The following is a 25,602-nucleotide window of genomic DNA, read 5'->3' on the forward strand; positions in this document are numbered from 1 at the left end:
TCATTCTGCCGTGGAGACCTATAAAACCCCTCTTTGGGCTCTATCGGGGTCCCGTAGGCACCGCCGGTTCGACCCGGCCGTATTTCATCGTTTGTTGAAAATTAGCCCGATCGGCGTGATGATGGAGACGTGACCACAGCGAGCGAACCCAAGCGGCGCGGCAGGCGCGCCGGCGGCGCCGACACCAAGGCCGTCCTGCTCGACGCCGCGCGCGAGGTCTTCATCGAACGCGGGTACGAGGGTGCCACGGTCCGGGCGATCGCCGCGAAAGCGGGGGTCGACGCGGCGATGGTCAACCACTGGTACGGCAGCAAGGAGAACCTCTTCGCACAAGCCGTGCTGAAACTGCCGTTCGACCCCACCGAACTGGTGAAACGACTCCTGGACGGGCCACCGGAGGAAACCGGGGAACGGATCGTGCGCAACTTCATCGGAGTGTGGGACGCGAGCGGCGGAGGACCCTTCGTGGCACTGCTGCGGAGCGTGACCAGCCACGACGGAGTGGCCACCATGATGCGGGAGTTCTTCCTGAACAACGTGTTCCGGAGGATCACCGAGAAACTGGTGGTGGACCAGGCGGAGCTGAGGGCGGCGCTGTGCGCGTCGCAGGTGGTGGGGATGGGGCTGACGCGGTACGTGGTGAGGTTCGAGCCGTTCGCTTCGGCGGACGTGGAGGTGGTGGTGGGGGCTGTGGGGCCGAACTTGCAGAGGTATTTGACGGGGAAGATCGGGTAGGGGTTGGTTGTGGGCTGTGCTGTGGGTTACGTGCGCGAAGCCCGGCCCCCGGCGCGCGATTGTCTCAATGCCCGATCTTCGTTGTCAAGACGGTGAAGCTGTCTTGACAAGCAAGATCAAGCAGGAGGGCGCTGTGGATCGGGGGCAGAGGGGGAGTCTGGCTTCGCCAGCATCAGGCTCCGCCTGACCAAGCATCCTCGCTACGCGTCGGACCAGGCATCGGCTGGCGCCGACAAGGCCCCAGGCGCTCCGCGCCGGATGCGCGCTGGCGGGCTTCGCCCAAAGGGGTCTTGGCGGGCTCGGCTGTGCCCAAAGGGGTCTTGGCGGGCTTCGCCCTTAGTCCTTGAGGAGGATGTCTGCGTCGAAGCAGGTGCGGTTGCCGGTGTGGCAGGCGGCGCCGGTTTGGTCGACTACGAGGAGGAGGGTGTCGCCGTCGCAGTCCAGGCGGACCTCGTGGACGTACTGGGTGTGGCCGGAGGTGTCGCCCTTGCGCCAGCGTTGTTGCCTGCTGCGGGAGAAGTAGGTGGCTTGGCGGGTGGTGAGGGTTTCGTGGAGGGCGGCGTCGTCCATCCACGCGACCATCAGGACCTCGCCCGTGCCGCGCTGCTGCGCGACCGCGCACACCAGTCCGTCGGCGGTCCGCTTGAGCCTGGACGCGATAGCGGGGTCGAGGGTCACCGGGTTCCTTTTCGTTTCAGGTAGACGAGTGCTGGGTTGGTGTTGAGCAGGACGACGCCGTAGACGTGCGCGGCGGAGAGGACGCCCGCGATGACGCGGGCCCACACGGGGCCGGTGTTGAGGGTGGTGAGGAGGTGGAGGAGGGCCAGGAGGAGGAAGAGGATGACGGCGGTGATGCGGGACGGGCGGAAGCCGGTGATCAGGCCCGCGGCCACGACCAGCTCCAGTGCCGCGACGACGAGGGGGAAGCGGAGCCAGCCGGAGTCGCCGTCGAGCTGCCAGCGCAGGACGCCGACCAGCAGGAACAACAAGGCGCCACCGGCGGCGACCACGGCCGCGATGAGGACCTCGGGTGGGATGGCGGAGCGGCCGGTGAGCTTGCGCAGGGAGTCCATCAGCGGACCTCGACGCCCGCGGCGCGCAGGCCGTCCTTGACGTCGCCGATGCGCAGCTGTCCGAAGTGGAACACGCTGGCGGCCAGCACGGCGTCGGCGCCCGCCTCGACGGCGGGCGGGAAGTGGTCGACCGCGCCGGCGCCGCCGCTGGCGATGAGGGGGACGTCCACGACCTTGCGCACCAGGCGGAGCAGTTCGAGGTCGAAGCCGACCTTGGTGCCGTCGGCGTCCATGGAGTTGAGCAGGATCTCGCCTACTCCGAGCTCCTGCCCGCGCGCGGCCCACTCGACGGCGTCGATGCCGGTGCCCTTGCGGCCGCCGTGCGTGGTGACCTCGAAACCCGAAGGCGTGGGCCGTTCGCCCGCGGGGACGCGGCGGGCGTCGACAGACAGGACGATGCACTGGGCGCCGAACCGCTCGGAGAGCTCCCTGAGCAGTTCGGGCCGGACGATGGCGGCGGTGTTCACGCCGACCTTGTCCGCGCCGGCGCGCAGCAGCTTGTCGACGTCCTCCGGGCTGCGCACGCCACCGCCGACCGTGAGCGGGATGAACACCTGCTCGGCGGTGCGGCGCACGACGTCGAAGGTGGTCTCGCGGTCGGAGGAGGACGCCGTGACGTCGAGGAAGGTGAGCTCGTCGGCGCCCTCGGCGTCGTAGGCCCGAGCCAGCTCGACGGGATCACCCGCGTCGACGAGGTTGGTGAAGTTGACGCCCTTCACCACCCGGCCGCGGTCGACGTCGAGACAGGGGATCACACGCACCGCGACGGACATGCGCCCAGCTTACGGACCACGCGACACCGGCGAGGACGTGCCTCGGACGTCGGCGGTCCGGCCGGATCGCCGGACGCGAAGACCAAGGCGCCGCAGTGCACGGCGATGACGGCCAAGGTGGCGGAGTTGGGCGCGGGACTGCTGGGCAGGTGGTCCGGCGCACTAAAGTCGGCCGATGACCAGTGGACTTGGCGACGGCAAGTACCTGTTGTTGACGACCTACCGCAAGGACGGGCGTGCGGTGGCCACGCCCGTCTGGGTGGTGGCCGACGGCGATCGGCTGGCGGCGTGGAGCGCCACCGACAGCGGGAAGGTGAAGCGGATCCGGCGGGACGGGAAGGTCTCGATCGGGCCGTGCGACATCAGGGGCAACCCGACCGGCGAGTCGGTGCAGGCGCACGCCGAGCTGCTGGACGAGAGCGGCAGCGACCGGATCCGCGGGCTGATCGCCAAGAAGTACGGCATCGCGGGGAGGCTGACGCTGCTCGGCAGCAGGCTGCGCCGGGGTCGGACGGGGTCCATCGGCATCTCGATCGTGCCGTCAACCGGCGGTTGACGGCACGAGAATCGTCAACCTACAATTGACGAATGCTCACGTCACCGGTCCAGCTGACGGACCTCATCGTCGTCGTCGCGGCCGAGCACAAGGCCGTGCTCGACCGGCTGTCGGCCGCCGTCGGGCTCAGCGCGCAGCTCGACGAGCTCGGCGACCACCTGATCGGGCACTTCGTCGACGAGGCGCGGCGGTCCGGGGCGTCGTGGACGGACATCGGCGAGAGCATCGGCGTGAGCAAGCAGGCGGCGCAGAAGCGGTTCGTGCCAAGGGAGTCGCCCGACGCCGAGGCGTTGAGCAAGCCGTCGTTCGACCGGTACACCGAGCGCGCGCGGCGGGTCGTCGTGCTGGCCCGCCACCACGCGCGGTTCAGCGAGCGGATCGGCACGGAGCACCTGCTGCTCGGCCTGCTCGACGAGTCGGGTGGGCTGGGGGCGAAGACGATCCACTACCTGGAGGCGTCGGAGGGCAGCACCCGGATGGCGTTGCTGCTCAAGCTGGACAGCACCAGCAGGCAGCCGTCCGAGCAGCAGCCGTTCACCACGCACTGCAAGAAGGCGCTGGAGCTGGCGGTGCGCGAGGCGCTACGGCTCGGGCACAACTTCGTGGGCACCGAGCACCTGCTGCTCGGCGTGCTGGCCGAAGGCGCCGGGACCGCGGCCGAGGTGCTCGCCGGGGCGGGGATCGCGCGGGAGGCCGCGGAGGCCCACGTCATCGGCGAGATCGACGCGGCCATCGGGCGGGCACGGCTTCGGTCGCTTCCGGGGACCTGAGCAGTCGCTCACGACGCTCTCCGATCCGGCTCGAACCAGTCGAAACCGCCCTGCGGGGCGTGCGGCCAGGACGGCGTGTCCGCGTCGGAAGCACCGCGGACCAGCGGTTCCAACCGCGGCGTGCGGCGCACGTCGACGCGGGGCGTGGGCATCTCTGAGCTGAGGAAGGACATGGACACACCGTGCCCAGGCACCCGCTAGGCGGGCATCATCCCGCGGTCTGGCTCGGGCACCAGCCCAAAGGATGACAACGAGCACCCGTCGGGGGTACTCGGACCGGACGGTCCGGTAGACCGCCCGGTCCTGAAAGGACTAGGGCGTGTTTCCCGGATCCGTGTCCGCGGTAGCCGGGAAACACGCCCTAACCCCGGACAGCGGCGAGGGCTTCGGGGAGGGTGAACGAGCCGGCGTAGAGCGCCTTGCCGATGATCGCGCCCTCGACGCCGTCGCGGGACAGCGCGGCCAGCGCGATGAGGTCGTCCACACTGGACACCCCGCCGGAGGCGATGACCGGTGCGTCGGTGCGGGCGCAGACCTCGCGCAGCAGCTCGACGTTCGGGCCCTGGAGCATGCCGTCCTTGCCGACGTCGGTCACGACGTAGCGGGTGCAGCCGTCGCGGTCCAGCCGCTCCAGCACCTCCCACAGGTCGCCGCCGTCGGTGGTCCAGCCGCGCGCGGCGACCCGGTGGCCGCGGTCGGTGATGCGCACGTCCAGGCCGACCGCGACCTTCTCGCCGTGCTCCGCGACGACCTTGGCGCACCACGCCGGGTCCTCCAGCGCGGCCGTGCCCAGGTTGACCCTGGCGCAGCCGGTCGACAGGGCGTTGGCCAGCGACTCGTCGTCGCGGATGCCACCGGTCAGCTCGACGTTCACGTCCAGCTCGCCGACGACGCGCGCCAGCAGCTCGCGGTTGCTGCCGCGGCCGAACGCGGCGTCGAGGTCGACCAGGTGCACCCATTCGGCGCCGTCGCGCTGCCAGGCGAGCGCGGCCTCCAGCGGGTCGCCGTAGTTGGTCTCGGTACCGGCTTCGCCCTGGACGAGCCGGACGGCGAGGCCGTCGGCTACGTCGACGGCCGGGAGCAGCGTGAATGTCACGCCATTCAGCCTAGTTGAAGCTCTTCAGCCAGTTCTCCAGCAGGTGCGCGCCCGCGTCGCCCGACTTCTCCGGGTGGAACTGGGTCGCCCACAGGGCCCCGTTCTCCACCGCGGCCACGAAGTCGCTGCCGTGCTCGGCCCACGTCACCAGCGGCGGCTTGATCACGTCGGAGGGCTCCAGCACCCAGTCGCGCACGCCGTAGGAGTGCACGAAGTAGTAGCGGGTGTCGGCGGGGAGCCCGGCGAACAGCGCCGTGCCCCCCGGCGCGCGCACGGTGTTCCAGCCCATGTGCGGCACGATCGGCGCGTCCAGCCGCTCCACCGTGCCGGGCCACTCGCCGCAGCCCTCGGTGAGCACGCCGTGCTCGATGCCGCGGTCGAACAGGACCTGCATGCCCACGCACACGCCGATCACCGGGCGGCCGCCCGCGAGGCGTTCGCCGATCATCCGGCCGCCGCGGATGGCGTTGAGCTGCTCCATGCACGCCGCGTACGCGCCGACGCCGGGGACGAACAGGCCGTCCGCCTCGCGCACGGCGCGGTGGTCGGCGGTCACCTCCACCTCGGCGCCGACGCGCTGGAGGGCGCGCTCGACCGAGCGGAGGTTGCCGGATCCGTAGTCCAAGACGACGACGCGTGCCACGTGACCAGGCTAGGCCAGGGGTGGTTCGGTCGGTGCCGCGCCCTGCGTGACCGGCACCACGGGCAGCAGCGTGTTGATCGGCAGGCCCGCCAGCCCGGTGCGCGTCGACGGCAGCCCGGCCACGTGCGCGTCCGCCCTGCCCTCCTCGACCAGCCCGACGACCTGCGTCACGTCCGCGGTCAGCTCGGCGTCGCCGCGTTCGCGCCGCTTGAGCCGCCACCACGCGACGGGTCCGGTGAGCCGCATCGCGGACAGCACCGACCCCCGGTAGGTCGTGCGGGTGCCGTCCGAGCCGACCTGCGTGCCACCGGCCCACCGCAGGACCAGCGCCGTGCCGCCGATCTCCCGGCACCGCTCGGCCAGCCGCACGGCGGACGGGAAACCGCCTTGGCGGGCGGGGAGGAGCACCGTGCCCGAGGTCACCGGGACGAGCGCGGCGGGCCCCGAGCCCTCCTTGTGCAGGGCCCGTTGCAGCGCGGCGGTGGGTGCTGCGGTCCAGATCAGGGTTCTCGGCACTCTCACAGCACTAGATCATGCCTGATTCCCGTGGTTGTACATCCGCCGCACGGCCGCCGAGATCCCGAGCACGTCGAGGTCGTGCGCGGAGTCGTGGTCCTCGGCCGTCCCGTAGGCGCGCAGCTCGGCTTCCCGTTGCACGCCAAGGGATCGCAGCCGGGACGGGACGTCGGTCAGCGCCTCGCTGACCAGGTGCGCCGAGGTCCCCTCCAGGTACGGCTCGACCAGCAGCACGTCCGCGCGGTCGGCCGCCCGCACCGCCCGCCGCAGCCCTTCGGCGTCGAACGGCCGGACCGTCGAGGCGTAGAGCACCGTCACGTCCACGCCCCGCGTGGCCTCCAGCACCCGGTCCAGCACCGGCCCGACCGCCACGACCACCCCCGCCCGCCCCTCGCGCACCGCGGTGAACCCCTCCGCCACCGGGTACGCGCGCGCGTTGGTGCGCAAGGAAAGCCGCAGGTACACCCGGTCATCCGCGGCGAGCGCTGCGCGCACCAGCGGCTCCACCTCGTCCGGGTGCCCCGGCACGTGCACGGTCCAGCCGGGCAGGGTGTCGAACAGCGCCACGTCGCCGGGTGCCTGGTGCGTCCGCCCCCACACCGGGTCGTCGTAGGAGGCCCCCACGCTCACCAGCACCCCGCCGACGTCCTGGTGGCCGAAGTCCAGCTTGATCTGCTCGAACGGCCGCTCCACCAGGAACGGCGCGTAGGTGTGCACCACCGGCCGCAGCCCGCTCAGCGCCAGTCCCCCGCCGACACCGACCATGGCCTGCTCCCGGATGCCCACGTTGATCACCCGATCGGTGGTCGGGAAGACGTCCCGCGAGATCTCCGCCAGCACCACCACGACCCGCGGGTCGGTCGCCATCACCTCGGTGACCGTCCGCGCGAACACCTCCCGCATCGTGGTCATCACAGCACCTCCGCCACTACGACGAGCGGCGCGCCCACGTGCGGCAGGGTCAGCGCGTCGTGCAGCGCGTCCTGGTCCCGACCGTCCACAGTGGTCGCCTCCCAGCCCTCGACGGCGAACCGCGCCGCGATCCCGCCGGGCCAGCCGTGCGTGCCGGACCGGTTGTCCACGACCACGGTGGTCAGCCGCTCGATCCCGAGCCGACCGGCCAGCGCGATGGCCTCGTGGTTGCTGCCCTCGTCCAGCTCCGCGTCCCCGACCAGGACCACCACCCGCTGGTGCCCGCGCTGGATGTCCAGCCCCAGCGCCATCCCCACCGCGATCGGCAGCCCGTGGCCCAGCGACCCGCTGCTGATCTCCACACCGGGCACCAGGACCCGGTCGGGGTGCTGCCCCAGCGGCGAGTCCCACTTCGTCCAGCCGTCCAAAAGCGACGGTTCGACGAACCCCTTCGCCGCCAGCACCGCGTAGTACGCCATCGGCCCGTGCCCCTTGGACAGCAGGAACCTGTCCCGCCCCGGATCGTCGACCCGCTCCGGCGACACGTCCAGCACCCGGTCGTAGAGCACCCACAGCACGTCCAGCGTCGACGCCGCCGCCCACTCGTGCTTCTCGTCCCCCGTCATCCTGGCGAACAACGCCGGGATGCCCGCGAACCCCGTCTCCCTCGTCGCTGTCATGCGACCACCATCCAACCTCGACCAAGGTGGAGGTCAAGACGTAGGCTGGGCGGGTGACGAAGTTACCGGAGAACCTGACCATCGGGCAGGTGGCCGAGCGCAGCGGCGTACCGCACACCGCGCTGCGCTTCTACGAGGACCGCGGCCTGATCGCCTCGCACCGCACCAGCGGCAACCAGCGCAGGTACCCCCGGTCCGTCCTGCGCAGGCTCGCGTTCATCCGCACCGCGCAGCGGGTGGGCCTGAGCCTGGAGGACGTGCACGCCGCGCTCGCCACGCTGCCCGACGGGCGCACCCCGACGAAGGCCGACTGGAGCCGCCTGTCCCAGTCCTGGCAGGAGGAGCTGGACGCCCGCATCGACGCCCTGCACCGCCTGCGCGACCGCCTCACCTCCTGCATCGGCTGCGGCTGCCTCTCGCTGCGCAGCTGCTTCCTGCACAACTTCGACGACGCCCAGTCCGCCGACGGCCCCGGCGCCCCGAAGCTGAAAGCGGCCACCGAGGGCGGCACCTGAACTCGGTGGCGTGAACGGCACCGGTCGTGCTGAGCTGTGCCGCATGCAAGAGAAGGACATGATCCGCTTGTCCAAGCGGCTCTCCAAACGCCTCAGGCACTCGCCGGAGGCCATCGGCCTGCGCCTGGACCCCGAGGGCTGGGTCGGCGTCGACGACCTGCTCGCCGCGCTCGGCGGCGGCGTCACCCGCGCGCAGCTCGACGAGGTCGTGGCCCGCAACGACAAGCAGCGGTTCACGATCGACGGCGACCGCATCCGGGCCAACCAGGGCCACAGCGTCCCGGTCGACCTGGGCCTACCGGTGAGCGAACCGCCACCGGTGCTCTACCACGGCACGGTGGGCAGCTCGCTGCCCGCCATCCACCGGGACGGCCTCAAGCCGATGAACCGCCACGACGTGCACCTCTCCCCGACGGTCGAGACCGCGCAACGGGTCGGGGCACGACGGGGCAAGCCGGTGGTGCTGACCGTCGACGCCGCCGCCATGCGCGCCGACGGCCACGAGTTCCGGGTCAGCGCGAACGGCGTGTGGCTGGTGCCGCACGTCCCACCGCGGTACCTGTCCGAGCAGGGCTGACCTACAGCAGCCAGGCCACCGCGCCGCCGACGGCGACCAGCGCCAGCACGCCCAGCACCGCCGCGACCGCCTTGGCCGTCTTCCAGGTGCTGTACACGCCGCCGAGCAGGAACCCGGCCAGCGCGAGCAGCCCGATCCCGACGTACTCCTTCGGCATTACAGGACGCCCTTGGTGGACGGCACGCCCGCCACCCTGGGGTCCGGTTCGACGGCCGCGCGCAGGGCGCGGGCGATGGCCTTGAACTCGGCCTCGGCGATGTGGTGCGGGTCGCGCCCGTACTCGACCCGCACGTGCAGCGCGATCTGCGCGTGGAAGGCGAGCGAGTCGAACACGTGCCGGTTCAGCACGAACGGGTAGTTGCCGCCGATGGTGAAGGTGGTGAACTGCTCCGGCTCCCCGGTGTGCACGCAGTACGGGCGACCGGAGACGTCCACCGCGGCGTGCGCGAGGGTCTCGTCCATGGGGATCCAGCAGTCGCCGAAGCGGCGGATGCCCTTCTTGTCCCCCAACGCCTCGCGCAGCGCCTGCCCCAGCACGATGGCGACGTCCTCGACGGTGTGGTGCGCGTCGATGTGCACGTCCCCGGTGGCGCGCACCTTCAGGTCGAAGCTGCCGTGCACGCCGAAGGCCGTGAGCATGTGGTCGTAGAACGGGACCCCGGTGTCGATCTCGACCTGGCCGGTCCCGTCGAGGTCGATCTCGACGTACACCGACGACTCGCTGGTGGCGCGCTCCACCTTGCCGACCCGACTCACCGACCGACCTCCTTGCTGGCCGCGAGGAACGTGTCGTTCTCCTCGGGCGTTCCGATGGTGACCCGCAGGTGCCCTGCGATGCCGACGTCCCTGATCAGCACCCCGCGCTCCAGGTAGGAGCGCCAGGTCGCGTGCGCGTCGGCGAACCAGCCGAACAGCACGAAGTTCGCGTCGCTGTGCACGACCCGGAAACCCAGGCCCGCCAACGCCTCCACGACCCGGTCGCGCTCGGCGGCCAGCTTCGCGACCGACCCCAGCGTCTCCACCGAGTGCCGCAGCGCCGCGCGCGCGGCCGCCTGCGTCAACGCGGACAGGTGGTAGGGCAGCCGGACCAGCAGCAGCGCGTCGACCACCGCGGGGGCCGCGGCGAGGTAGCCGAGGCGGCCGCCGGCGAACGCGAACGCCTTGCTCATGGTGCGGCTGACGATGAGCTTCGCCGGGAACTCCTCGATCAGCTCCACGGCGCTGCTGTGCGGCGAGAACTCGGCGTACGCCTCGTCCACCACGACCACGCCGGGCGCGGCCTCGATCAGCTCGCGCAGGTCCGACGGCGGCACGCTCTGCCCGGTCGGGTTGTTGGGGCTGGTCACGAACACGACGTCCGGCTTGAGCGAGGCGACGATCTCGGCCGCCCGCGTGGTGTCCAGCGAGAAGTCCTCGCGGCGGGGCGTGGGCGACCACTCGGTGCGGGTGCCCGCCGCGATGATCGGGTGCATCGAGTACGACGGCTCGAAGCCCAGCGCCGTGCGGCCGGGGCCGCCGAACGCCTGCAGGATCTGCTGGAGGATCTCGTTGGACCCGTTGGCGGCCCACAGGTTCCGCTCGGTCAGCGGCACGCCGGTCGCGTCGGCCAGGTACGCCGCCAGGTCGGAGCGCAGCGCCACGGCGTCGCGGTCCGGGTACCGGTGCAGCTCGCCCGCGATCTCGGCGACCGCCGTCACGACGTCCGCGACGAGCTCGGGCGTGGGCGGGTACGGGTTCTCGTTGGTGTTGAGCCGGACCGGCACGTCCAGCTGCGGCGCGCCGTAGGGCGTGCGGCCGCGCAGGTCCTCCCGCAGCGGCAGGTCGGACAGCTCGACCCTGTTCCCGATGCCGCCTCCGCCGAGGGGATTGCGCCGGTGGGCCTCGTTCGCCTTCATCGCGGGAACCTCGCGGTCACGGCCTGGCCGTGCGCGGGCAGGTCCTCGGCGTTGGCGAGGGCGACGACGTGGTCGGCGACCCCGCGCAGCGCCTCCTCGGAGTAGTCCACGACGTGGATGCCGCGCAGGAACGTCTGCACGGACAGCCCCGACGAGTGCCGGGCGCAGCCGCCGGTGGGCAGCACGTGGTTGGAACCCGCGCAGTAGTCACCGAGCGAGACCGGCGAGTGCGGGCCGACGAAGACGGCGCCCGCGGACCGGACGCGGGCCGCGACCGCGCGGGCGTCGGCGGTCTGGATCTCCAGGTGCTCGGCGGCGTAGGCGTTCACCACCCGCAGGCCGTCGTCCACAGTGGACACCAGCACGGTGCCGGACTGCTTGCCGGACAACGCGGTCCGCACCCGCTCGTGGTGCTTGGTCGCGCCGACCTGGCGCACCAGCTCCGCGTCCACGGCGTCGGCCAGCTCCACCGAGTCCGTCACCAGCACGCTGGCGGCGGCCGGGTCGTGCTCGGCCTGGCTGATCAGGTCCGCGGCCACGTGCACCGGGTCGGCCGTCGCGTCGGCGAGGACCGCGATCTCGGTCGTGCCCGCCTCGGCGTCGATCCCGATCAGCCCGCGCAGCATCCGCTTCGCGGCGGTCACGTACAGGTTGCCGGGCCCGGTGACCAGGTCGACCGGCTCCAGCGCGGACCCGTCGGTGTCCACGCCGCCGTGGGCCAGCAGCGCCACGGCCTGCGCCCCGCCGACGGCCCACACCTCGGTCACGTCGAGCAGCGCGGCCGCGGCCAGGATCGTGGGGTGCGGCAGTCCGCCGAACTCCGCCTGCGGCGGCGAGCAGACCACCAGCGACTCGACCCCGGCGGCCTGCGCGGGGACGACGTTCATCACGACGCTGGACGGGTACACGGCGAGGCCGCCCGGCGCGTACAGCCCGACGCGGGCGACCGGCACCCAGCGCTCGGTGACCGTGCCGCCGGGCACGACCTGGACGGTGGTGTCGGTGCGGCGCTGCTCGGCGTGCACCTTGCGGGCCCGTTCGACCGACACCTCCAGCGCGGCGCGCACGGTCGGGTCGAGCGACTCCAGCGCGGCGGACAGCTCGGCGACGGGCACCCGCACGGACGCGGGGCGCACCTTGTCGAAGCGCTCGGTGAACTCCATGACCGCGTCCACACCGCGGTCGGCCACCGCCTCCACCACCGGTCGGACCTGGTGCAGGACCGCTTCCACGTCGACCTCGGCGCGCGGCAGGACCGCTCGGAGCTCGCTGGACGACGGGACACTGCCTCGCAGGTCGGTGCGGGTGAGCATGCCCCCAAGCCTAGGCGAAGGCGAATTCCGTCAACTGTCAGCCCGGTGCGGACCACCGCGAAGCCAGCGAACGGCGCTATCAGGACAGATCGGGCGCAGTCACGCTGGAGCGGCACCACTCCGTCGCAAAACCCTGCTGATGATGGAGCCGCACATGTTCGCGAAACGACGTGGCCTGGTCGCCCTGGCGTCCTTGGCCCTGATAGCCACCGCCCTGCCCGGATCCGCCGAGCCGACGGCCGTCCGGGGCGAGCGGACCGTGTACGAGGTCACCGCCGCCGACCCGGTGTCCCGCACCAAGGTCGCCGACACCGGTGTCGACGTGCTCGGCCTCGACGGTGACAAGCTCACCGTGATCGCCGAGAAGTCCCAGCTCCGGGCGCTGCGCGCGACCGGGCTCACGGTGAAGTCCAAGGGCGACGCCGACGCCCAGCTGGCCCGGCTCGGCACCGCCGACGTGGGCACGTTCGACTTCCCGTCCGGCTACACCGGCTACCACAACTACGCCGAGACGACGGCCGAGCTCAACCAGACCGTCACCGACCACCCGAACCTCGTGAAGCTGTCGACGATCGGCAACTCCTACCAGGGCCGGGCGCTGTACGCGATGAAGATCAGCAACAACCCGTCCGTCGACCAGGCGAAGCCGGAGGTGCTGTTCACCTGCAACCAGCACGCCCGCGAGCACCTGACCGTGGAGATGTGCCTGCACATCATCCAGCGGCTCACCGACGGCTACGCCACGAACACCGCGATCAAGGCGCTGGTGGACAGCCGGGAGATCTGGGTCGTGCCGAGCGTGAACCCCGACGGCGCCGAGTACGACATCGCGGCGGGCACGCTGCGCGGGTGGCGCAAGAACCGGCAGCCGAACTCGACGTCCACCGGCACCGACACCAACCGCAACTGGGGCTACCAGTGGGGCTGCTGCGGCGGCTCCAGCGGCACCGGGTCGAGCGAGACCTACCGCGGCACGAGCGCGTTCTCCGCGCCGGAGACCCAGCGGGTGCGCGACTTCGTCAACTCCCGCGTGGTCGGCGGTGTGCAGCAGATCAAGTCGCACATCGACTGGCACACCTACTCCGAGCTGATCCTGTGGCCCTACGGCTACACCTACAACGACACCGCGACGGGCCTCAACGCCGACCAGGCGAACGCGTTCGCGACGCTGGGCAGGCAGATGGCCGCGAAGAACGGCTACACGCCGCAGCAGTCCAGCGACCTCTACATCACCGACGGCGGCATCAACGACTGGATGTGGGCCACGCACAAGATCTGGAGCTACACCTTCGAGATGTACCCGAAGGACGGCAGCGGGCTGAACGGCTTCTACCCGCGCGACACCCAGATCGCGACGCAGACCACCCGCAACGACACCGCGGTGGACCTGTTCCTGAGCTACTCCGACTGCGTGCCGCGGGTCATCGGCCAATCCTGCTGACCGCGGCGATCGCCTGGTCGACCTGCTCGGGCGAGACGAAGTAGTGCGGGGACGCCCGCACCACCTCGTCGAGCCCGCGCCGGGTCATGTCGACCCTGGTGGAGGACAGCGAGCTGGTGGTCACGGTGATCTCCTGGCTCACCAGCCGCTGCTTCACCTCGGCCGCGGCGACCCCGTCGACGGTGAACGTGACCAGCCCGCACTGCCGTTCGCCGAGGTCGCGGACCCGCACGCCGGGCAGGTCGGCCAGGCCCGCGCGCAAGCGCTTGGCGCGGTCGTCGACCTCGGCCGCGATGGCCTCCAGACCCAGGCCGAGCGCGTACCGGGCGGCCTCGACCAGCCCGAGCCTGGCCGCGATCGAGTTCTCCCACAGCTCGAACACCCGCGCGTCGTCGCGCAGCTCGTAGTCCGAGGCCGACGTCCACCGGCCGCTGTAGAGGTCGACCAGCCGGGGGCGCAGCCGCGGCAGGACCTCGCGGCGCACGGCCAGCACGCCGGTGCCGCGCGGTCCGCGCAGCCACTTGCGGCCGGTGCCGGACAGGACGTCCACGCCGAGGTCGTGCAGGCCGACCGGGAACTGGCCGAGCGACTGGCAGGCGTCCAGCATCACGAGCGCGCCGACCTCGTGCGCGGCGGCGGTGATGCCTGCGACCGGGTTCACCAGGCCGCCGTTGGTCGGCACGTGCACCACCGACACCAGCTTCACCCGCTCGTCGAGCAGTCCGCGAAGCGCGTCGAGGTCGACCTGGCCGTGCTCGTCCGACGGGATCGTCTCGACGGTCGCGCCGGTCTCCTCGGCGCGGCGCAGCAGCGGCACGGCGTTGCCCGCGTACTCGACCTCGGTGATCAGCACCCGGTCGCCGTCGGCCAGCGGCACGGCGTCGAACGCGGTCAGCCAGGACCTCGTGGCGCTGTCGGTGAACGCGATCTCGTCCGGCGCGGCGCCGAGCAGCTCGGCGAACACGCCGTAGCCCGCCTCCAGGTCGTCGGCGCGCTCGTACGCGGCCCGGTAGCCGCCGATCTCCGCCTCGCGGCGCAGGTGGGCGAGCTGGACGTCCAGCACCGGCGTGGGCGGCAGCGACGAGCCCGCGCTGTCCAGGAAGATCCGGTCGACGGCGGCGGGCGTGTCGGCCCGCACGGCTTCGAAGGACTGCGCCCGATTCCCACTGGTCACTTCGGGGTCCACTTCTGCAGGTTCCACCAAGGCCCCCAGGAGAGGCCCCCGTGCACGGCGGGGTCGACGACCTGCTGGTAGCCGTTCCAGTTCTCGCGCACCACGTAGGTGTGCGCCACGAACGCGATCGTCACCAGTCCGGGCGCGGCCACGTAGGAGCGCTGGAACTGGAGGTAGGCGGCGGCGCGCTGGGCCGGGTCGAGCAGCTTGCGGCCCGCGTCCAGCGCCGCGTCCACGGCCGCGTCGGTGTACCCGCCGGGGTTGCCGTCGGCGCCGGTGTGCAGCGTCCGGTACAGGGCCTGGTCCGGGTCGAACGGGTCGCCGCCGCCGCCCAGCACGGCGTCCTGCGCGAGCCGCGGGACGATCGCCTCGCGGCTCAGCCCGGCGAGCTGCACGTCGACGCCGACCGCCTTCGCGTCGGCCACGAACGCCGTCGCCAGGTCGCTGCGGACCACGTCGCCGATCGGGTACATGAGGGTGAACGAGGCCCGCACGCCGTTGCGCGCGCGCAGCCCGTCCGCGCCGCGGACCCAGCCCGCCTGGTCGAGGGTGAACTCGGCGACGGCCTTGTCGTAGCGGAACACCGCGTCGGGGTCGACGAACTCCGGCAGCACCGCGGGCACGGGCGTGCTCGCGGACGTGCCCTTGCCCGCCAGCAGGTTGTCGATCATCCCCTGGCGGTTCACGGCGAGGTTCAGCGCGAGCCGCATCGCCGGGTCGCCGGTCACCGGGTTGCCCGTGGGCAGCGTGATCGCGCGCAGGTCCGCGGAGCTGTGGTCGAGCACGCGCAGGCCGTCGGCGGTGGCGAAGCCCGCGGCCAGCCTCGGCGGCAGCTCGGCGCCGTCGAACTCGCCCTTCTGCATCCGCTGCGCCCTGGTGTTGTCGTCGGGCACGAACACCACGGTCAGCTTCTTGATCCGGGGAGCGCCCTCCAGGTGCGCGGGGTTCGCCTCCAGGACCATCTTGTCGCCCTTGGTCCACTCGGTCAGCTTGTACGGGCCGGTGCCGACCGGGGCGGTGTTCACCGGGCTGGCGGCCAGCGGCCCACCGGCAGCCAGCGCCTCGGAGGGCAGGATGCCGAGCACCAGCAGGTCCGGGAACGGCGCGTAGGGCTGGGAGAGGGTGAACCGGACGGTCCGCACGTCGAGCTGCTCGACGCCGGTGAGCATCGCGAACTCCGGCCGCACCGTCGCCCCCGAGGCCGGGTCGAGCAGCGCCCGGTAGGTCGCCACGACGTCCTCGGGGCCGAACGTGCTGCCGTCGGTGAACTTCACGTCGTCGCGCAGCTCCACGGTCCAGGACAGGCCGTCCGCGGCGGGTTTCGGCGCCTTCGCGGCGAGCTGGGGCCGCAGCGTGCGGTCCGCGCGGTGCTCCACCAGACCGTCGAAGATCTTCGACACGCCCTCGGGCGCGTAGCCCAGCAACGGGTTCAGCGTGGTCGGTTCGACCGCGTCGGCGAGCACGATGGAGCTGTTGTCGTTCGTGCCCTCCGCACTGGGTGTGGTCGTGCCGGTGCACGCGGAGGCGGCGACGGCGGCCACGAGCAGAACAGGGGGCAACAGGAAGCGCACGACACCCGACCCTAGTCCGTGCGCTCCGGCACCGTCAGCCGATTGCGGCCGGGAGGGGGCGCACCGCGTACGCGCAGTCGATCGTGCGGCCGGTCGCGGGATCGCGCAGCTCCACCCGCCACTCCCGCGCGAACTGGTTCACGCCCTCGCGCATCGGGATGGTGCCCGACAGCAGCACCGTGCCGGGCCGCAGCAGGTCACGGGCCCGCAGCACCTCGACCCAGTACGCCGGGGCGAGCAGCTCCGCGAGCGTGCCGACCTGGATCTCCACGCCGTCGGCCCACGCGGTCAGCTCGATCCCGTCGAGCCGGTCGGCCACCTCGTCGAGCCGCCACGCCGCGCGCCCCAGCACGTCCGGCCCCGCCTGCTTGCTCCACGCCACGCCGTGCACCTCCAGCGCGCGGTCGGTGTGGTCGCAGGCGACCGTGAGCAGCAGGTCGTCCTCGGTCACCACGAGCGCCCACTCGGCCTCGCCGGACGTGCGGTCGTGCTGCACGGCCACCTCGTCGGTCTGCTGCGCGAGGTAGGGCGCGACCGGGTAGAGGCTCGGGGTCTCGCTCGGCGCGGGGACGCCCAGCTCGGCGAGCTCCCGCACGTGGGCGGCCACGTCCTCCTGGCTGCGCCCCGCGTAGCCGCCGTTGAGCAGGGTCGTCACGGTGACCGCCACACGGGCGCCGTCGGGCAGTTCGAAACGAAGAGTCGACATGCCGCTCCTTGCGCATACGGGTTGTATACAGCCAGTATTACACGATGCCGTCAACCACACCTCCCGATGTGCGCGGGCCCGCCCTGATCCGCGCGTTCGCCGCGTCGCTCTCCGGCACCGCGCTGGAGTGGTACGACTTCGCGATCTACAACGTGGCCGCCGCCGTGGTGCTCGGCCCGCTGTTCTTCCCCAGCTCCGAGCCGCTGACCGCGACGCTGCTGGCGTTCTCCACCTACGCCGTCGGGTACCTCTCGCGGCCGCTGGGCGGGTTCCTGTTCGGCAGGCTCGGCGACCAGCTCGGCCGCAAGCGCGTGCTGGTGACCACGCTGCTGATCACCGGCATCGCCACGATGCTGATCGGCCTGCTGCCCACGCACGCGGCCATCGGCGGGCTCGCCGGGGTGCTGCTGGTGGTGCTGCGCTTCGCGCAGGGCGTCGGGCTCGGCGGCGAGTGGGGCGGCGCGGTGCTGCTGTCCAGCGAGTACGGCGACCCGCGGCAGCGCGGGTTCTGGGCCTCGGCGGCGCAGATCGGACCGCCGGCGGGGAACCTGATGGCGAACGGCGTGCTGGCGCTGCTGGGCGTGCTGCTCAGCGACGAGCAGTTCCTGTCGTGGGGCTGGCGGGTCGCGTTCCTGCTGTCCGCGGTGCTCGTCGGGTTCGGCCTGTGGATCCGGCTGAAGCTGGAGGAGACGCCGGTGTTCAAGGCGATCCAGGAGCGCGGCGACCGGCCGGAGGCGCCGGTCGGCGAGGTGTTCCGGACCCAGCGCAGGCCGCTGGTCGCCGCCGTCCTGTGCCGCGTCGGGCCGGACGTGCTCTACGCGCTGTTCACCGTGTTCGTGCTGACCTACATCACCACCCGGCTCGGCCTGCCGCGCAACGCCGGGCTGACCGCGGTGCTCATCGCGTCGGGCTGCCAGCTGGTGCTGATGCCGTTGGCGGGCTGGCTGTCGGACCGGGTGAACCGGCGGGTCCTCTACGCCGGGGCGGCGGTCTGCGGCGCGATCTGGCCGTTCGTGTTCTTCCCGCTGGTCGACACCGGGTCGCGGTCGCTGCTGGTGCTGGGCGTCGTGGTCGGGCTCGCGTTCCACGCGTTCATGTACGGCCCGCAGGCGGCGTTCATCGCCGAGCAGTTCACGCCGCGGCTGCGCTACACCGGAAGCTCGCTGGCCTACACGCTCGCGGGCGTGATCGGCGGGGCCGTCGCGCCGCTGGTGTTCACCGCACTGCTGGCGGGGTTCGACACGTGGCTGCTGGTCGCGGTGTACGTCGCGGTCGCCTGCGCGGTCACGGTGACCGGCCTCTACCTGGGTCGCGACCCGGAGGTGGACGAGGTCGATCAGGCGCCGAGCAGCACCTTGAGCGTGGACTCCAGGTGAGAGCTGATCGCCGCCGTGGCCGCCTCGACGTCCCCGGACTCGAGCGCGGCCACGATGGCCTCGTGCTCCAGCAGCACGGCGTCCTGCCTGCCCTCCGAGCGGTACAGCGCCACCACACCGGCCCTGATCTGCCGGGCGCGCAGGCCCTCGTACACCTTGGTCAGCAGCTCGTTGCCGGTCGCCGCGACGAGCAGTGCGTGGAACTGCCGGTCGACGTCGATGAAGTCCCGCGCGTCGGCCATGCCGCGCAGCCCGGTCTGCCGTTCGATCGCCGCGCGCATCTCCGCGACGGGCGCGGTGCCCGCCTTCAGGACGTGCTCGGCGGCGAACCTCTCGACCATGCCGCGCAGCTCCATGAGCTCGGCGACCTGGCGACCGGAGACCGGTGCCACGTAAGCACCCTTCTTGGGCACCAGCTGGACCATGTCCTCGGCCGCGAGCAGCAGCAGCGCCTCGCGGATGGGGGTGCGGGACACGCCGATCCGGTCGGCGACGTCCTGCTCGCTGATGAAGCGACCCTGCATCTCGGGGTCGGCCAGGATGGTGTCCTTGAGGAACTCGTAGGCCTTGTCGCGACCGGACACCTGCATACTGTGTGTATACCAGAGGAGGATCACGCCGTGCGCGTCGCTCTCAGCCAGATCAGCTCGTCCACCGACCCGTCCGCGAACCTGGAGCTCGTGCGCGACGGCGTCCGCCGGGGCGCCGCCGCCGGGGCGCGGGTCGTGCTGTTCCCGGAGGCAACCCAGTGCCGGTTCGGGGTGTCGCTCAAGCCCGTCGCCGAGCCGCTGGACGGGCCGTGGGCGACCGCCGTGCGCGAGGTCGCCGTGGAGCACGGCGTGGTCGTGGTGGCGGGGATGTTCACGCCGACGTCGGACGGGCGGGTGACCAACACGCTGCTCGTCACGGGCGCCGACGTGCACCTCGGCTACGACAAGATCCACCTGTTCGACGCCTTCGGCTTCCAGGAGTCGAGCACGGTCGCGCCGGGGGCGAAGCCGGTCACCGTCGAGGTGGACGGCGTGACCCTCGGCATCGCCACCTGCTACGACATCCGCTTCCCCGAGCTGTTCCGGGCGCTGGCCGACGCGGGCGCCACGGCCGTGCTGCTCGGCGCGTCCTGGGGTTCGGGCCCCGGCAAGGTCGACCAGTGGGAGCTGCTGGTCCGCGCGCGGGCGTTGGACTGCACCTCGTGGGTGCTGGCGTGCGGCCAGGCCGACCCCGGCGACCTGGGGACCACGGCTCCGACGGGCGTCGGCCACAGCACCGTCGCCGACCCGCTCGGGACCGTCGTCGACAGCCTCGGCGCCGACCCCGGCCTGCTGGTGGTGGACATCGACGTGGAGGCGGTCGAGAACGCCCGCCGCACGTTGCCGGTGCTGGCGAACCGGCGGCTCTGACGACCGGCCCCCGCAGGACTGCGTGGGCGGGAACCAACCCGGTTGATCTCCTGTCGTAGCGGCGGAACACTTCTACCGCGACGAAGGGGGAGTCGACGTGACGGACTGGGACGAGTGGACGGCCGCGTGGAGATCGGCGACGCACCTCTACGCGCACCTGACGAAGGGCGGGGCACCGCAGCCGCTGTTCACGCCGGTGCGGCTGCAACCCGGCGAGACGTCGTTCTGCGACCTGACGGTGACGTACTCGCGGTACTACGGCATGGACGTGTCCTACCAGCAGAACAGCGGCTTCTTCGGGTCGCCGCTGTTCGTCGCCGCCGGGCTGGCCGCGAACGCGGTGGGCAACTCGGTGGCGCGCAACCGGGCGGAGGCGATGGCTGCGCCGCAGTGGCGCGAGCACTGCGCGGCGCGCACGGTCGTGACGGACCGGCGCACGCTGTGCTTCACCGGTCAGCAGTGGCTGGCGTTCGACCACGACGCGGTGGTCGAGTTCACCGCGGACCCGCCGCGCGGGGTGTGCTTCCTGAACTTCTCGGCCGCGGAACCGCTGTGCCTGGCGGGGTTCAGCACGCCGTGGCTGTCGGTGCTGCTGTGCTACTTCCTCTACGGTGCCGACTCGCTCGGCAGGCTGCCGTACCTGGCCCCGCTCGCCTTGGGCCCGGTGTGATGAGCCCGGTGGTGGTGGCGCCGGTCGCCCGGCGCCACCACCACCCGTGCCGTCAGCGCAGGTCCATCCCCAGGTCCAGCGCCGGTGAGGAGTGCGTCAGGCCGCCGACCGCCAGGTAGTCGACGCCGGTCTCGGCGTAGGCGCGGGCGACCGGGAGCGTGAGACCACCGGACGCCTCGAGCTTGACCCCGTTGGCGCGGCGGACGGCCTCGGCGCACTGCTCGGGCGTGAAGTTGTCCAGCAGCACCAGTTCCGCGCCTTCGGCGACGGCCTCGTCGAGCTGGTCGAGGCTGTCCACCTCCACCTCGCACAGCAGGTGCGGGGCGTGGGCGCGGACCGCCGCCATCGCCGCTTTCACCGACCCCGCGGCGAGGACGTGGTTGTCCTTGATGAGGATCGCGTCGCCGAGCCCCATGCGGTGGTTGACGCCGCCGCCGCAGCGGACCGCGTACTTCTCCAGCAACCGCAGGCCGGGCAACGTCTTCCGGGAGTCGCGGACCCGCGCGCCGGTGCCCGCGACCGCGTCCACCCACGCCGCCGTGGCGGTCGCGATCCCGGACAGGTGGGTCAGGAAGTTCAACGCCGTGCGCTCGGCGGTGAGCAGGTCGCGCACCCGGCCGCGCACGACGAGCGCGGGCTCACCGGGAACGGCCTTCTCGCCGTCGGCACGCTGGGACAGGACCTCCACGTCGGCGCCGAACACCTCCAGCGCCACCGGGATCCCCGCCAGCACACCGGGAGCGCGCGGGGTGAGCTCGGCGACCGCCACCGCGTCCGCGGGCACGGTGGCCTCGGTCGTGGCGTCCGGGCCGTACCGCAGGTCCTCCGCCAACGCCAACGCGATCGCCCGGCGGGCGTCGTCCAGGTCGAGGCCGCGTCCGATGCTCGACCCTGCAAGCAGATCTTCGTGTCCGATGCTCGACCCTGCAAGCAGATCTTCGTGTCCGATGCTCGACCCTGCAAGCAGATCTTCGTGTCCAATGCTCGACCCTGCAAGCAGATCTTCGGTCATGCTGCACCCCAAACCATCACGGGATCGGCGAGAACGGGTTGGCCGGTGGGCGTGAGCCGGACGGCCTGGGTCCGGTGCCAGCGGACCTCGTCGCGCACGGTGAAGTCCGTGCGCACGTGGCAGCCGCGGGACTCGGTGCGCTCGGCGGCGGCCGCGATGAGCGCCCGCGCGGCGAGCGTGAGCGCCGCGTCCTCCACCAGGCGCCGGGTGTCGAGCACCCGGTCCACAGTGGACAGGTCGAGCACCGAGCCGACGACCGCGAGGCCCTCGGCGTCCCGGCCGATGGCCGCGTACCGGCTCATGACCCGCTGCAACGAGTCGCGGTCGGCGACCGGGGCGATGGGCAGCACCGGTTCGAGAGCGGTCTTCGGGTCGGCGAGCAGGCCGAGCGCGAGGTCCGCCGCGACGGCCTCCGCCGCGCGGGTCCCCACGACCAGCCCCTCCAGCAAGCTGTTGGACGCCAACCGGTTCGCGCCGTGCAGACCGGTCCTGGCGACCTCGCCCGCCGCGTACAGCCCGGTGATCGCGGTGCGCCCGTCCACGTCGGCCATCACGCCGCCGCAGGCGAAGTGCGCCGCCGGGGCGACCGGGATGGGGTCGCGCGCCGGGTCGATCCCCGCCGCGAGGCAGGCCGCGTGGACCGTCGGGAACCGGGTCGCCATCCGGTCGAGCTTGGTGGCGTCGAGGAACACGTGGTCGTCGATCCCACCGGGCTCGGTCGCCATGTGCCGGGTGATGGCCGCCGCGACGACGTCGCGGGGAGCCAGGTCCTCCAACGGGTGCACGCCCTTCATCACCCGCGCGCCGGTCGCGTCGACCAGCACCGCCCCCTCGCCGCGCACCGCCTCGGTGACCAGCGGGCACCGGCCGCGCGCGCCGCGACCGGTGTAGAGGACGGTCGGGTGGAACTGGACGAACTCGACGTCCGCCGCCATCGCGCCCGCCCGCATCGCCAGCGCCAGGCCGTCGCCGGTCGCGACCTCGGGGTTGGACGTCGCCTGGTAGAGCTGGCCCAGGCCGCCGCTGGCGAGCAGCACCGCGGGGGCGCCGATCGCGCCGGGCACGCCGTTGCCGTCGAGCACCAGCAGCCCGCAGACCACGCCGAGCGGGGTGCGCAGCGCGTCGACCGCGACGTGCTGCTCCAGCACCGGGAGCCTGCCGTCCGCGGTCGCCGCGAGCAGCGCCCGCTCGACCTCGGCGCCGGTCGCGTCACCGCCGGAGTGCACCACGCGGAACGCCGTGTGCCCGCCCTCGCGGGTGCGCGCCAGGTGGCCGTCGGGCTTGGCGTCGAAGACGGCGCCGCGCTCGCGCAGCCGTTCCACCGCCGCCGGACCGCCGGAGATCACCGCCGTGACGGCGTCCTCGTCGCACAGACCGGCACCCGCGACGAGCGTGTCGCCGATGTGCGCGCCGACGGTGTCGCCCTCATCGTGCTCACCAGGCAGCACGACGGCCACGCCGCCCTGCGCCCAGCGCGTGTTGCCGTCCGGCCCGCTGGCCTTGGTGACGACGAGGACCCGCAGGCCCAGCTCGTGGGCGCGCAGCGCGGCCGTCAGCCCCGCCACGCCCGTGCCGACCACGACGAGGTCGGCACGGGCCTCCCAGCGGGGCCTCACTCGCCGCCGCCGGGCTTGCCGATCTCGATCATCCGCTGCACCGACGCCTGCGCCCGCTTCGCGGTCTCCAGGTCGACGTGCACCTCGTCCAGGCCCTCGCGCAGGCAGCGCAGCAGGGCGGTGGGCGTGATCATCTTCATGTACCGGCACGACGCCCGGTCGTTCACCGCCCGGAAGTCGATCTCCGGCGCGGCCTTGCGCAGCTGGTGCAGCATGCCGATCTCGGTCGCCACCAGCACCGACTTCGCGGTCGTCCCGCGCGCGGCGGTGATCATGTCGCCGGTGGACAGGATGCGCACCTGGCTCGCGGGCACGATGCCCTCGCCCGCGAGGTAGAGCGCCGAGGTGGCGCAGCCGCACTCCGGGTGGATGAACAGGTCCGCCTCGGGGTCCTCGGCCGCGCGCGCGGCCAGCTCCGGACCGTTGATGCCCGCGTGCACGTGGCACTCGCCCGCCCAGATGTGCAGGTTCTCCCGACCCGTCTCGCGCTTCACGTGCGCGCCCAGGAACTGGTCGGGCAGGAACAGCACCTCGCGGTCCGCCGGGATCGAGGCGACCACGTCGACCGCGTTCGACGACGTGCAGCAGATGTCCGTCTCGGCCTTCACCTCGGCGGTCGTGTTCACGTACGACACGACCACCGCGCCGGGGTGCTCGGCCTTCCAGGCGCGCAGCTGCTCACCGGTGATCGAGTCGGCCAGCGAGCAGCCCGCCCGCTCGTCGGGGATCAGCACGGTCTTCTGCGGGGCCAGGATCTTCGCCGTCTCCGCCATGAAGTGCACGCCGCAGAAGATGATCGTGGACGCGTCGCTGGCCGCGGCGATGCGGCTGAGCGCGAGCGAGTCGCCCGTGTGGTGGGCGATGTCCTGGATCTCGGGCAGCTGGTAGTTGTGCGCGAGGATGACCGCGTCGCGCTGACGTGCGAGCTCGAGCACCTCCGCGCGCCAGGACGCGTCGGCCTCGATGCCGTCGTACGCGCCGTCTGAGGTTCGCTCCACATATGCGGTAGCGACCATGGGGTCCTCCTCGCGACTCTCCGAGGTTTTCGCCTTTGGGTCGAAAACGTGGTCGATACTATCAGCCCGTGGGTCTCGCGGGACATGAGGTGTTGGCCGCAGTACTCCAGGTGAGAGCCGGATCACTCCAGGTCATGCTCTGGCAGCGCGCCCAGGAACCGCACGCCCACCGCTGGTCACTACCCGGCGGGGCGCTGGGCGACCGGGAGGACATCGAGGCCTCCATCAAGCGCCAGTTGGCGGAGAAGGTCGACGTCAGGCAGCTCTCCCACGTCGAGCAGCTGTCCGTCTTCAGCGCCCCCGACCGCGTCCCCGGCCCCCGTGTCGTCGCGACCGCTTTCCTGGGCCTGGTGCCTTCCGACATCGATCCCGAGATCCCCGCCGACACGGCCTGGTTCCCAGTGGATGGACTCCCCGAGACCGCGTTCGACCACCGTTCGATCATCCACAAGGCACGCCACCGGCTCGGCTCCAAGCTGTCGTACACCAACCTCGGTTTCGCGCTGGCCCCGCCGGACTTCACCATCTCCGCCTTGCGCGAGCTCTACTCCGCGGCACTGGGCTACCGCGTCTCCGCCACCAACCTGCAACGCGTGCTCTCCCGCCGCGGCCTGCTCGAACCCACCGGCGACACCTCTCCCCCCGGCCCCACCGGCGGCAGGCCCGCCGCGCTTTTCCGTTTCAGCGCAAGGGGAATCCTGGTGACCGACCAGTTCGCCGTCCTCCGCCCGCCGTCGGGCGGCCGTCCAGCAGGCGCGGGCGCCACGTCGTAACGTGGACGTGTGACCGAGACGCTCCCGCTCTTCCCGCTGGGCACCGTGCTGCTGCCCGGGGCGTCCTTGCCGCTGCACATCTTCGAGCCCCGCTACCGCCAGCTCACCGTCGACCTCGTCACCGGCGTCCTGCCCGACCGCCAGTTCGGCGTCGTGTCCATCCGCGAGGGCTGGGAGCTCGGCTCCGACAACGTCGGCTCGCTGCGCCAGATCGGCTGCACAGCCCTGTTGCGCGAGGCCCGCAGGCTCAACGACGGCCGCTTCGACATCGTCACCAAGGGCGAACGCCGCTTCAAACTGATCTCCGTCGACCACAAGGCCGCCCCGTACCTCGTCGGCGAGGTCGAATACCTCCCCGACACCCCCACCCCACCCCCCATCGCCGACGTCCTCCCCCTCATGGCCAAGTCCGCCCGCGCCGCCCACCAGCGCTACTGCGCCGCCGCCTGGCACCGCGAAGACTGGTCCGCCCCACCCGAGGAAACCACCCACGAACTCCTCTCATACCTGTTGGCAGGCGACTGCCTCCTAGCCCTCGAAGACAAACAACACCTCCTCGAAGAAACCTCCCCAGCCCGCCGCCTACGCCTCATCCGCCGCCTCCTCCACCTCGAAGCAGGCATCCTCGACGCCCTGCACGCCGTCCCGGTCCCCCTCTCGGAATTCGGCCACGCCTCCAACCCGAACTAACCAGGCAAGCCCTTACATCCAACGCACCAAGGACCCCAACCCGAAGCGCAGCGAGCCCGCCAGCGACCCATTGGGCGCAGCCCGCCAGCGCGCATCCGGCGCG

Annotated in this window: 31 protein-coding genes; 11 read left to right on the forward strand and 20 right to left on the reverse strand. The window is 72.0% G+C overall.

Going from position 1 to position 25,602, the window contains the following annotated elements:
* The first annotated feature begins 129 nt into the window (after window positions 1–129).
* The gene (locus tag CLV43_RS15285) at window positions 130–735 is read left to right on the forward strand and encodes a TetR/AcrR family transcriptional regulator (protein WP_106187828.1); all 606 of its coding nucleotides are present in this window, start codon (window positions 130–132) and stop codon (window positions 733–735) included.
* 336 nt (window positions 736–1,071) lie between these two features.
* On the opposite strand, the gene hisI is transcribed toward CLV43_RS15285, so the two are convergent.
* Genes hisI through hisF form a run of 3 tightly spaced genes read right to left on the reverse strand, consistent with a single transcriptional unit; the run spans window position 1,072 to window position 2,581 of the window.
* Window positions 1,072–1,413, reverse strand: a complete 342-nt coding sequence (hisI, locus tag CLV43_RS15290) for a phosphoribosyl-AMP cyclohydrolase (protein WP_106187829.1) — start codon at window positions 1,411–1,413, stop codon at window positions 1,072–1,074.
* Complete coding sequence (locus CLV43_RS15295; protein ID WP_106187830.1) at window positions 1,410–1,808, reverse strand: hypothetical protein; 399 nt, start codon at window positions 1,806–1,808, stop codon at window positions 1,410–1,412. Before CLV43_RS15295 ends, hisI begins: the two co-directional genes overlap by 4 nt.
* Window positions 1,808–2,581, reverse strand: coding sequence for an imidazole glycerol phosphate synthase subunit HisF (gene hisF, locus CLV43_RS15300; protein ID WP_106187831.1), 774 nt, complete (start codon window positions 2,579–2,581; stop codon window positions 1,808–1,810). The genes CLV43_RS15295 and hisF overlap by 1 nt, the downstream gene beginning before the upstream one ends.
* A 175-nt stretch (window positions 2,582–2,756) precedes the next feature.
* Between hisF and CLV43_RS15305 the strand changes: the two genes are divergently transcribed.
* Window positions 2,757–3,137: a PPOX class F420-dependent oxidoreductase gene (locus CLV43_RS15305; RefSeq protein WP_106187832.1), complete on the forward strand. Its 381-nt coding sequence runs from the start codon at window positions 2,757–2,759 to the stop codon at window positions 3,135–3,137.
* Window positions 3,138–3,169: 32 nt separating this feature from the next.
* A complete protein-coding gene (locus tag CLV43_RS15310; RefSeq protein WP_106187833.1) occupies window positions 3,170–3,907 on the forward strand; it encodes a Clp protease N-terminal domain-containing protein in 738 nt (245 codons plus the stop codon).
* An 8-nt stretch (window positions 3,908–3,915) separates the two neighbouring features.
* Here the strand turns inward: CLV43_RS15310 and CLV43_RS47785 are convergent, their stop codons facing one another.
* The 6 genes from CLV43_RS47785 to CLV43_RS15335 form a co-directional block, all read right to left on the reverse strand.
* A complete protein-coding gene (locus CLV43_RS47785; RefSeq protein WP_170155849.1) occupies window positions 3,916–4,080 on the reverse strand; it encodes a hypothetical protein in 165 nt (54 codons plus the stop codon).
* 188 nt (window positions 4,081–4,268) lie between these two features.
* A complete protein-coding gene (priA, locus tag CLV43_RS15315; RefSeq protein WP_106187834.1) occupies window positions 4,269–5,003 on the reverse strand; it encodes a bifunctional 1-(5-phosphoribosyl)-5-((5-phosphoribosylamino)methylideneamino)imidazole-4-carboxamide isomerase/phosphoribosylanthranilate isomerase PriA in 735 nt (244 codons plus the stop codon).
* Between the two features lie 10 nt (window positions 5,004–5,013).
* Window positions 5,014–5,646, reverse strand: a complete 633-nt coding sequence (gene hisH, locus CLV43_RS15320; RefSeq protein WP_106187835.1) for an imidazole glycerol phosphate synthase subunit HisH — start codon at window positions 5,644–5,646, stop codon at window positions 5,014–5,016.
* A 9-nt stretch (window positions 5,647–5,655) separates the two neighbouring features.
* Window positions 5,656–6,168: a hypothetical protein gene (locus CLV43_RS15325; RefSeq protein ID WP_146174773.1), complete on the reverse strand. Its 513-nt coding sequence runs from the start codon at window positions 6,166–6,168 to the stop codon at window positions 5,656–5,658.
* Between the two features lie 9 nt (window positions 6,169–6,177).
* On the reverse strand, window positions 6,178–7,074 hold the full coding sequence (locus CLV43_RS15330; RefSeq protein ID WP_106187837.1) for a transketolase family protein: 897 nt from the start codon (window positions 7,072–7,074) through the stop codon (window positions 6,178–6,180).
* Complete coding sequence (locus tag CLV43_RS15335; RefSeq protein ID WP_106187838.1) at window positions 7,074–7,754, reverse strand: thiamine pyrophosphate-dependent enzyme; 681 nt, start codon at window positions 7,752–7,754, stop codon at window positions 7,074–7,076. The genes CLV43_RS15330 and CLV43_RS15335 overlap by 1 nt, the downstream gene beginning before the upstream one ends.
* Window positions 7,755–7,807: 53 nt before the next feature.
* On the opposite strand from CLV43_RS15335, the gene soxR reads away from it, so the two are divergent.
* Window positions 7,808–8,269 carry a redox-sensitive transcriptional activator SoxR gene (soxR, locus tag CLV43_RS15340; protein ID WP_106187839.1) on the forward strand — a complete coding sequence of 154 codons (462 nt, stop codon included), beginning with the start codon at window positions 7,808–7,810 and terminating at the stop codon, window positions 8,267–8,269.
* A 43-nt stretch (window positions 8,270–8,312) separates the two neighbouring features.
* Window positions 8,313–8,846, forward strand: coding sequence for an RNA 2'-phosphotransferase (locus CLV43_RS15345; RefSeq protein WP_106187840.1), 534 nt, complete (start codon window positions 8,313–8,315; stop codon window positions 8,844–8,846).
* Between the two features lies 1 nt (window position 8,847).
* Here the strand turns inward: CLV43_RS15345 and CLV43_RS47790 are convergent, their stop codons facing one another.
* The 4 genes from CLV43_RS47790 to hisD are packed head-to-tail and all read right to left on the reverse strand — an operon-like array spanning window position 8,848 to window position 12,054.
* Window positions 8,848–9,003 (reverse strand): hypothetical protein, encoded by a 156-nt coding sequence (locus CLV43_RS47790; RefSeq protein WP_170155850.1) that lies wholly within the window; start codon window positions 9,001–9,003, stop codon window positions 8,848–8,850.
* Window positions 9,003–9,602: an imidazoleglycerol-phosphate dehydratase HisB gene (gene hisB / locus CLV43_RS15350; protein ID WP_106187841.1), complete on the reverse strand. Its 600-nt coding sequence runs from the start codon at window positions 9,600–9,602 to the stop codon at window positions 9,003–9,005. The genes CLV43_RS47790 and hisB overlap by 1 nt, the downstream gene beginning before the upstream one ends.
* A complete protein-coding gene (locus tag CLV43_RS15355; protein WP_106187842.1) occupies window positions 9,599–10,741 on the reverse strand; it encodes a histidinol-phosphate transaminase in 1,143 nt (380 codons plus the stop codon). The genes hisB and CLV43_RS15355 overlap by 4 nt, the downstream gene beginning before the upstream one ends.
* Complete coding sequence (gene hisD / locus CLV43_RS15360; RefSeq protein WP_106187843.1) at window positions 10,738–12,054, reverse strand: histidinol dehydrogenase; 1,317 nt, start codon at window positions 12,052–12,054, stop codon at window positions 10,738–10,740. The genes CLV43_RS15355 and hisD overlap by 4 nt, the downstream gene beginning before the upstream one ends.
* 154 nt (window positions 12,055–12,208) lie before the next feature.
* Here hisD and CLV43_RS15365 point away from each other — a divergent pair, with 154 nt between their 5' ends.
* Window positions 12,209–13,495 carry a M14 family metallopeptidase gene (locus CLV43_RS15365; protein WP_106188248.1) on the forward strand — a complete coding sequence of 429 codons (1,287 nt, stop codon included), beginning with the start codon at window positions 12,209–12,211 and terminating at the stop codon, window positions 13,493–13,495.
* On the opposite strand, the gene CLV43_RS15370 is transcribed toward CLV43_RS15365, so the two are convergent.
* From CLV43_RS15370 to CLV43_RS15380, 3 genes are read right to left on the reverse strand one after another with little or no spacing between them, the layout of a single operon-like run.
* Complete coding sequence (locus CLV43_RS15370; RefSeq protein WP_106187844.1) at window positions 13,476–14,669, reverse strand: aminotransferase class V-fold PLP-dependent enzyme; 1,194 nt, start codon at window positions 14,667–14,669, stop codon at window positions 13,476–13,478. The genes CLV43_RS15365 and CLV43_RS15370 overlap by 20 nt on opposite strands.
* Complete coding sequence (locus CLV43_RS15375; RefSeq protein ID WP_106187845.1) at window positions 14,666–16,240, reverse strand: ABC transporter substrate-binding protein; 1,575 nt, start codon at window positions 16,238–16,240, stop codon at window positions 14,666–14,668. The genes CLV43_RS15370 and CLV43_RS15375 overlap by 4 nt, the downstream gene beginning before the upstream one ends.
* A 34-nt stretch (window positions 16,241–16,274) precedes the next feature.
* Window positions 16,275–16,946, reverse strand: coding sequence for a DUF2848 domain-containing protein (locus CLV43_RS15380; protein WP_106187846.1), 672 nt, complete (start codon window positions 16,944–16,946; stop codon window positions 16,275–16,277).
* 44 nt (window positions 16,947–16,990) lie between these two features.
* Here CLV43_RS15380 and CLV43_RS15385 point away from each other — a divergent pair, with 44 nt between their 5' ends.
* Window positions 16,991–18,322: an MFS transporter gene (locus CLV43_RS15385; RefSeq protein WP_211304373.1), complete on the forward strand. Its 1,332-nt coding sequence runs from the start codon at window positions 16,991–16,993 to the stop codon at window positions 18,320–18,322.
* Here CLV43_RS15385 and CLV43_RS15390 read toward each other — a convergent pair.
* Window positions 18,283–18,912 (reverse strand): GntR family transcriptional regulator, encoded by a 630-nt coding sequence (locus CLV43_RS15390; RefSeq protein ID WP_106187847.1) that lies wholly within the window; start codon window positions 18,910–18,912, stop codon window positions 18,283–18,285. The genes CLV43_RS15385 and CLV43_RS15390 overlap by 40 nt on opposite strands.
* Window positions 18,913–18,942: 30 nt before the next feature.
* Between CLV43_RS15390 and CLV43_RS15395 the strand changes: the two genes are divergently transcribed.
* Both CLV43_RS15395 and CLV43_RS15400 read left to right on the forward strand, forming a co-directional pair.
* The gene (locus tag CLV43_RS15395) at window positions 18,943–19,722 is read left to right on the forward strand and encodes a carbon-nitrogen hydrolase family protein (RefSeq protein ID WP_106187848.1); all 780 of its coding nucleotides are present in this window, start codon (window positions 18,943–18,945) and stop codon (window positions 19,720–19,722) included.
* Between the two features lie 97 nt (window positions 19,723–19,819).
* A complete protein-coding gene (locus CLV43_RS15400) occupies window positions 19,820–20,392 on the forward strand; it encodes a hypothetical protein (protein WP_106187849.1) in 573 nt (190 codons plus the stop codon).
* A 52-nt stretch (window positions 20,393–20,444) separates the two neighbouring features.
* Here the strand turns inward: CLV43_RS15400 and nadC are convergent, their stop codons facing one another.
* The 3 genes from nadC to nadA all read right to left on the reverse strand — a co-directional run bounded on the left by nadC (window position 20,445) and on the right by nadA (window position 24,036).
* Complete coding sequence (gene nadC / locus CLV43_RS15405) at window positions 20,445–21,275, reverse strand: carboxylating nicotinate-nucleotide diphosphorylase (protein ID WP_245886583.1); 831 nt, start codon at window positions 21,273–21,275, stop codon at window positions 20,445–20,447.
* 125 nt (window positions 21,276–21,400) lie between these two features.
* Entirely contained in the window at window positions 21,401–23,020 is a 1,620-nt protein-coding gene (locus CLV43_RS15410; RefSeq protein ID WP_106187851.1) for an L-aspartate oxidase, read from the reverse strand.
* Window positions 23,017–24,036: a quinolinate synthase NadA gene (nadA, locus tag CLV43_RS15415; RefSeq protein ID WP_106187852.1), complete on the reverse strand. Its 1,020-nt coding sequence runs from the start codon at window positions 24,034–24,036 to the stop codon at window positions 23,017–23,019. Before nadA ends, CLV43_RS15410 begins: the two co-directional genes overlap by 4 nt.
* A gap of 68 nt (window positions 24,037–24,104) precedes the next feature.
* Between nadA and CLV43_RS15420 the strand changes: the two genes are divergently transcribed.
* Together CLV43_RS15420 and CLV43_RS15425 are read left to right on the forward strand one after the other, a co-directional pair.
* A complete protein-coding gene (locus CLV43_RS15420) occupies window positions 24,105–24,809 on the forward strand; it encodes an NUDIX hydrolase (RefSeq protein WP_106187853.1) in 705 nt (234 codons plus the stop codon).
* A 9-nt stretch (window positions 24,810–24,818) separates the two neighbouring features.
* A complete protein-coding gene (locus tag CLV43_RS15425; RefSeq protein WP_106187854.1) occupies window positions 24,819–25,499 on the forward strand; it encodes an LON peptidase substrate-binding domain-containing protein in 681 nt (226 codons plus the stop codon).
* The last annotated feature ends 103 nt before the right edge of the window (window positions 25,500–25,602 follow it).

The sequence above is a fragment of the Umezawaea tangerina genome (genome assembly GCF_003002815.1).
Lineage (GTDB): Bacteria > Actinomycetota > Actinomycetes > Mycobacteriales > Pseudonocardiaceae > Umezawaea > Umezawaea tangerina.

What these genes read in the sequence shown, in the direction of transcription:
- CLV43_RS15330 (WP_106187837.1), bottom strand. Translation starts at nt 7,074, where the DNA reads ATGACCACGATGCGGGAGGTGTTCGCGCGGACGGTCACCGAGGTGATG.
- CLV43_RS47790 (WP_170155850.1), bottom strand. Translation starts at nt 9,003, where the DNA reads ATGCCGAAGGAGTACGTCGGGATCGGGCTGCTCGCGCTGGCCGGGTTC.
- CLV43_RS15365 (WP_106188248.1), top strand. Translation starts at nt 12,209, where the DNA reads ATGTTCGCGAAACGACGTGGCCTGGTCGCCCTGGCGTCCTTGGCCCTG.
- CLV43_RS15310 (WP_106187833.1), top strand. Translation starts at nt 3,170, where the DNA reads ATGCTCACGTCACCGGTCCAGCTGACGGACCTCATCGTCGTCGTCGCG.
- CLV43_RS15390 (WP_106187847.1), bottom strand. Translation starts at nt 18,912, where the DNA reads ATGCAGGTGTCCGGTCGCGACAAGGCCTACGAGTTCCTCAAGGACACC.
- CLV43_RS15305 (WP_106187832.1), top strand. Translation starts at nt 2,757, where the DNA reads ATGACCAGTGGACTTGGCGACGGCAAGTACCTGTTGTTGACGACCTAC.
- CLV43_RS15335 (WP_106187838.1), bottom strand. Translation starts at nt 7,754, where the DNA reads ATGACAGCGACGAGGGAGACGGGGTTCGCGGGCATCCCGGCGTTGTTC.
- CLV43_RS15380 (WP_106187846.1), bottom strand. Translation starts at nt 16,946, where the DNA reads ATGTCGACTCTTCGTTTCGAACTGCCCGACGGCGCCCGTGTGGCGGTC.
- CLV43_RS47785 (WP_170155849.1), bottom strand. Translation starts at nt 4,080, where the DNA reads ATGTCCTTCCTCAGCTCAGAGATGCCCACGCCCCGCGTCGACGTGCGC.
- CLV43_RS15295 (WP_106187830.1), bottom strand. Translation starts at nt 1,808, where the DNA reads ATGGACTCCCTGCGCAAGCTCACCGGCCGCTCCGCCATCCCACCCGAG.
- CLV43_RS15355 (WP_106187842.1), bottom strand. Translation starts at nt 10,741, where the DNA reads ATGAAGGCGAACGAGGCCCACCGGCGCAATCCCCTCGGCGGAGGCGGC.
- CLV43_RS15385 (WP_211304373.1), top strand. Translation starts at nt 16,991, where the DNA reads ATGCCGTCAACCACACCTCCCGATGTGCGCGGGCCCGCCCTGATCCGC.
- hisF (WP_106187831.1), bottom strand. Translation starts at nt 2,581, where the DNA reads ATGTCCGTCGCGGTGCGTGTGATCCCCTGTCTCGACGTCGACCGCGGC.
- nadA (WP_106187852.1), bottom strand. Translation starts at nt 24,036, where the DNA reads ATGGTCGCTACCGCATATGTGGAGCGAACCTCAGACGGCGCGTACGAC.
- hisD (WP_106187843.1), bottom strand. Translation starts at nt 12,054, where the DNA reads ATGCTCACCCGCACCGACCTGCGAGGCAGTGTCCCGTCGTCCAGCGAG.
- CLV43_RS15345 (WP_106187840.1), top strand. Translation starts at nt 8,313, where the DNA reads ATGCAAGAGAAGGACATGATCCGCTTGTCCAAGCGGCTCTCCAAACGC.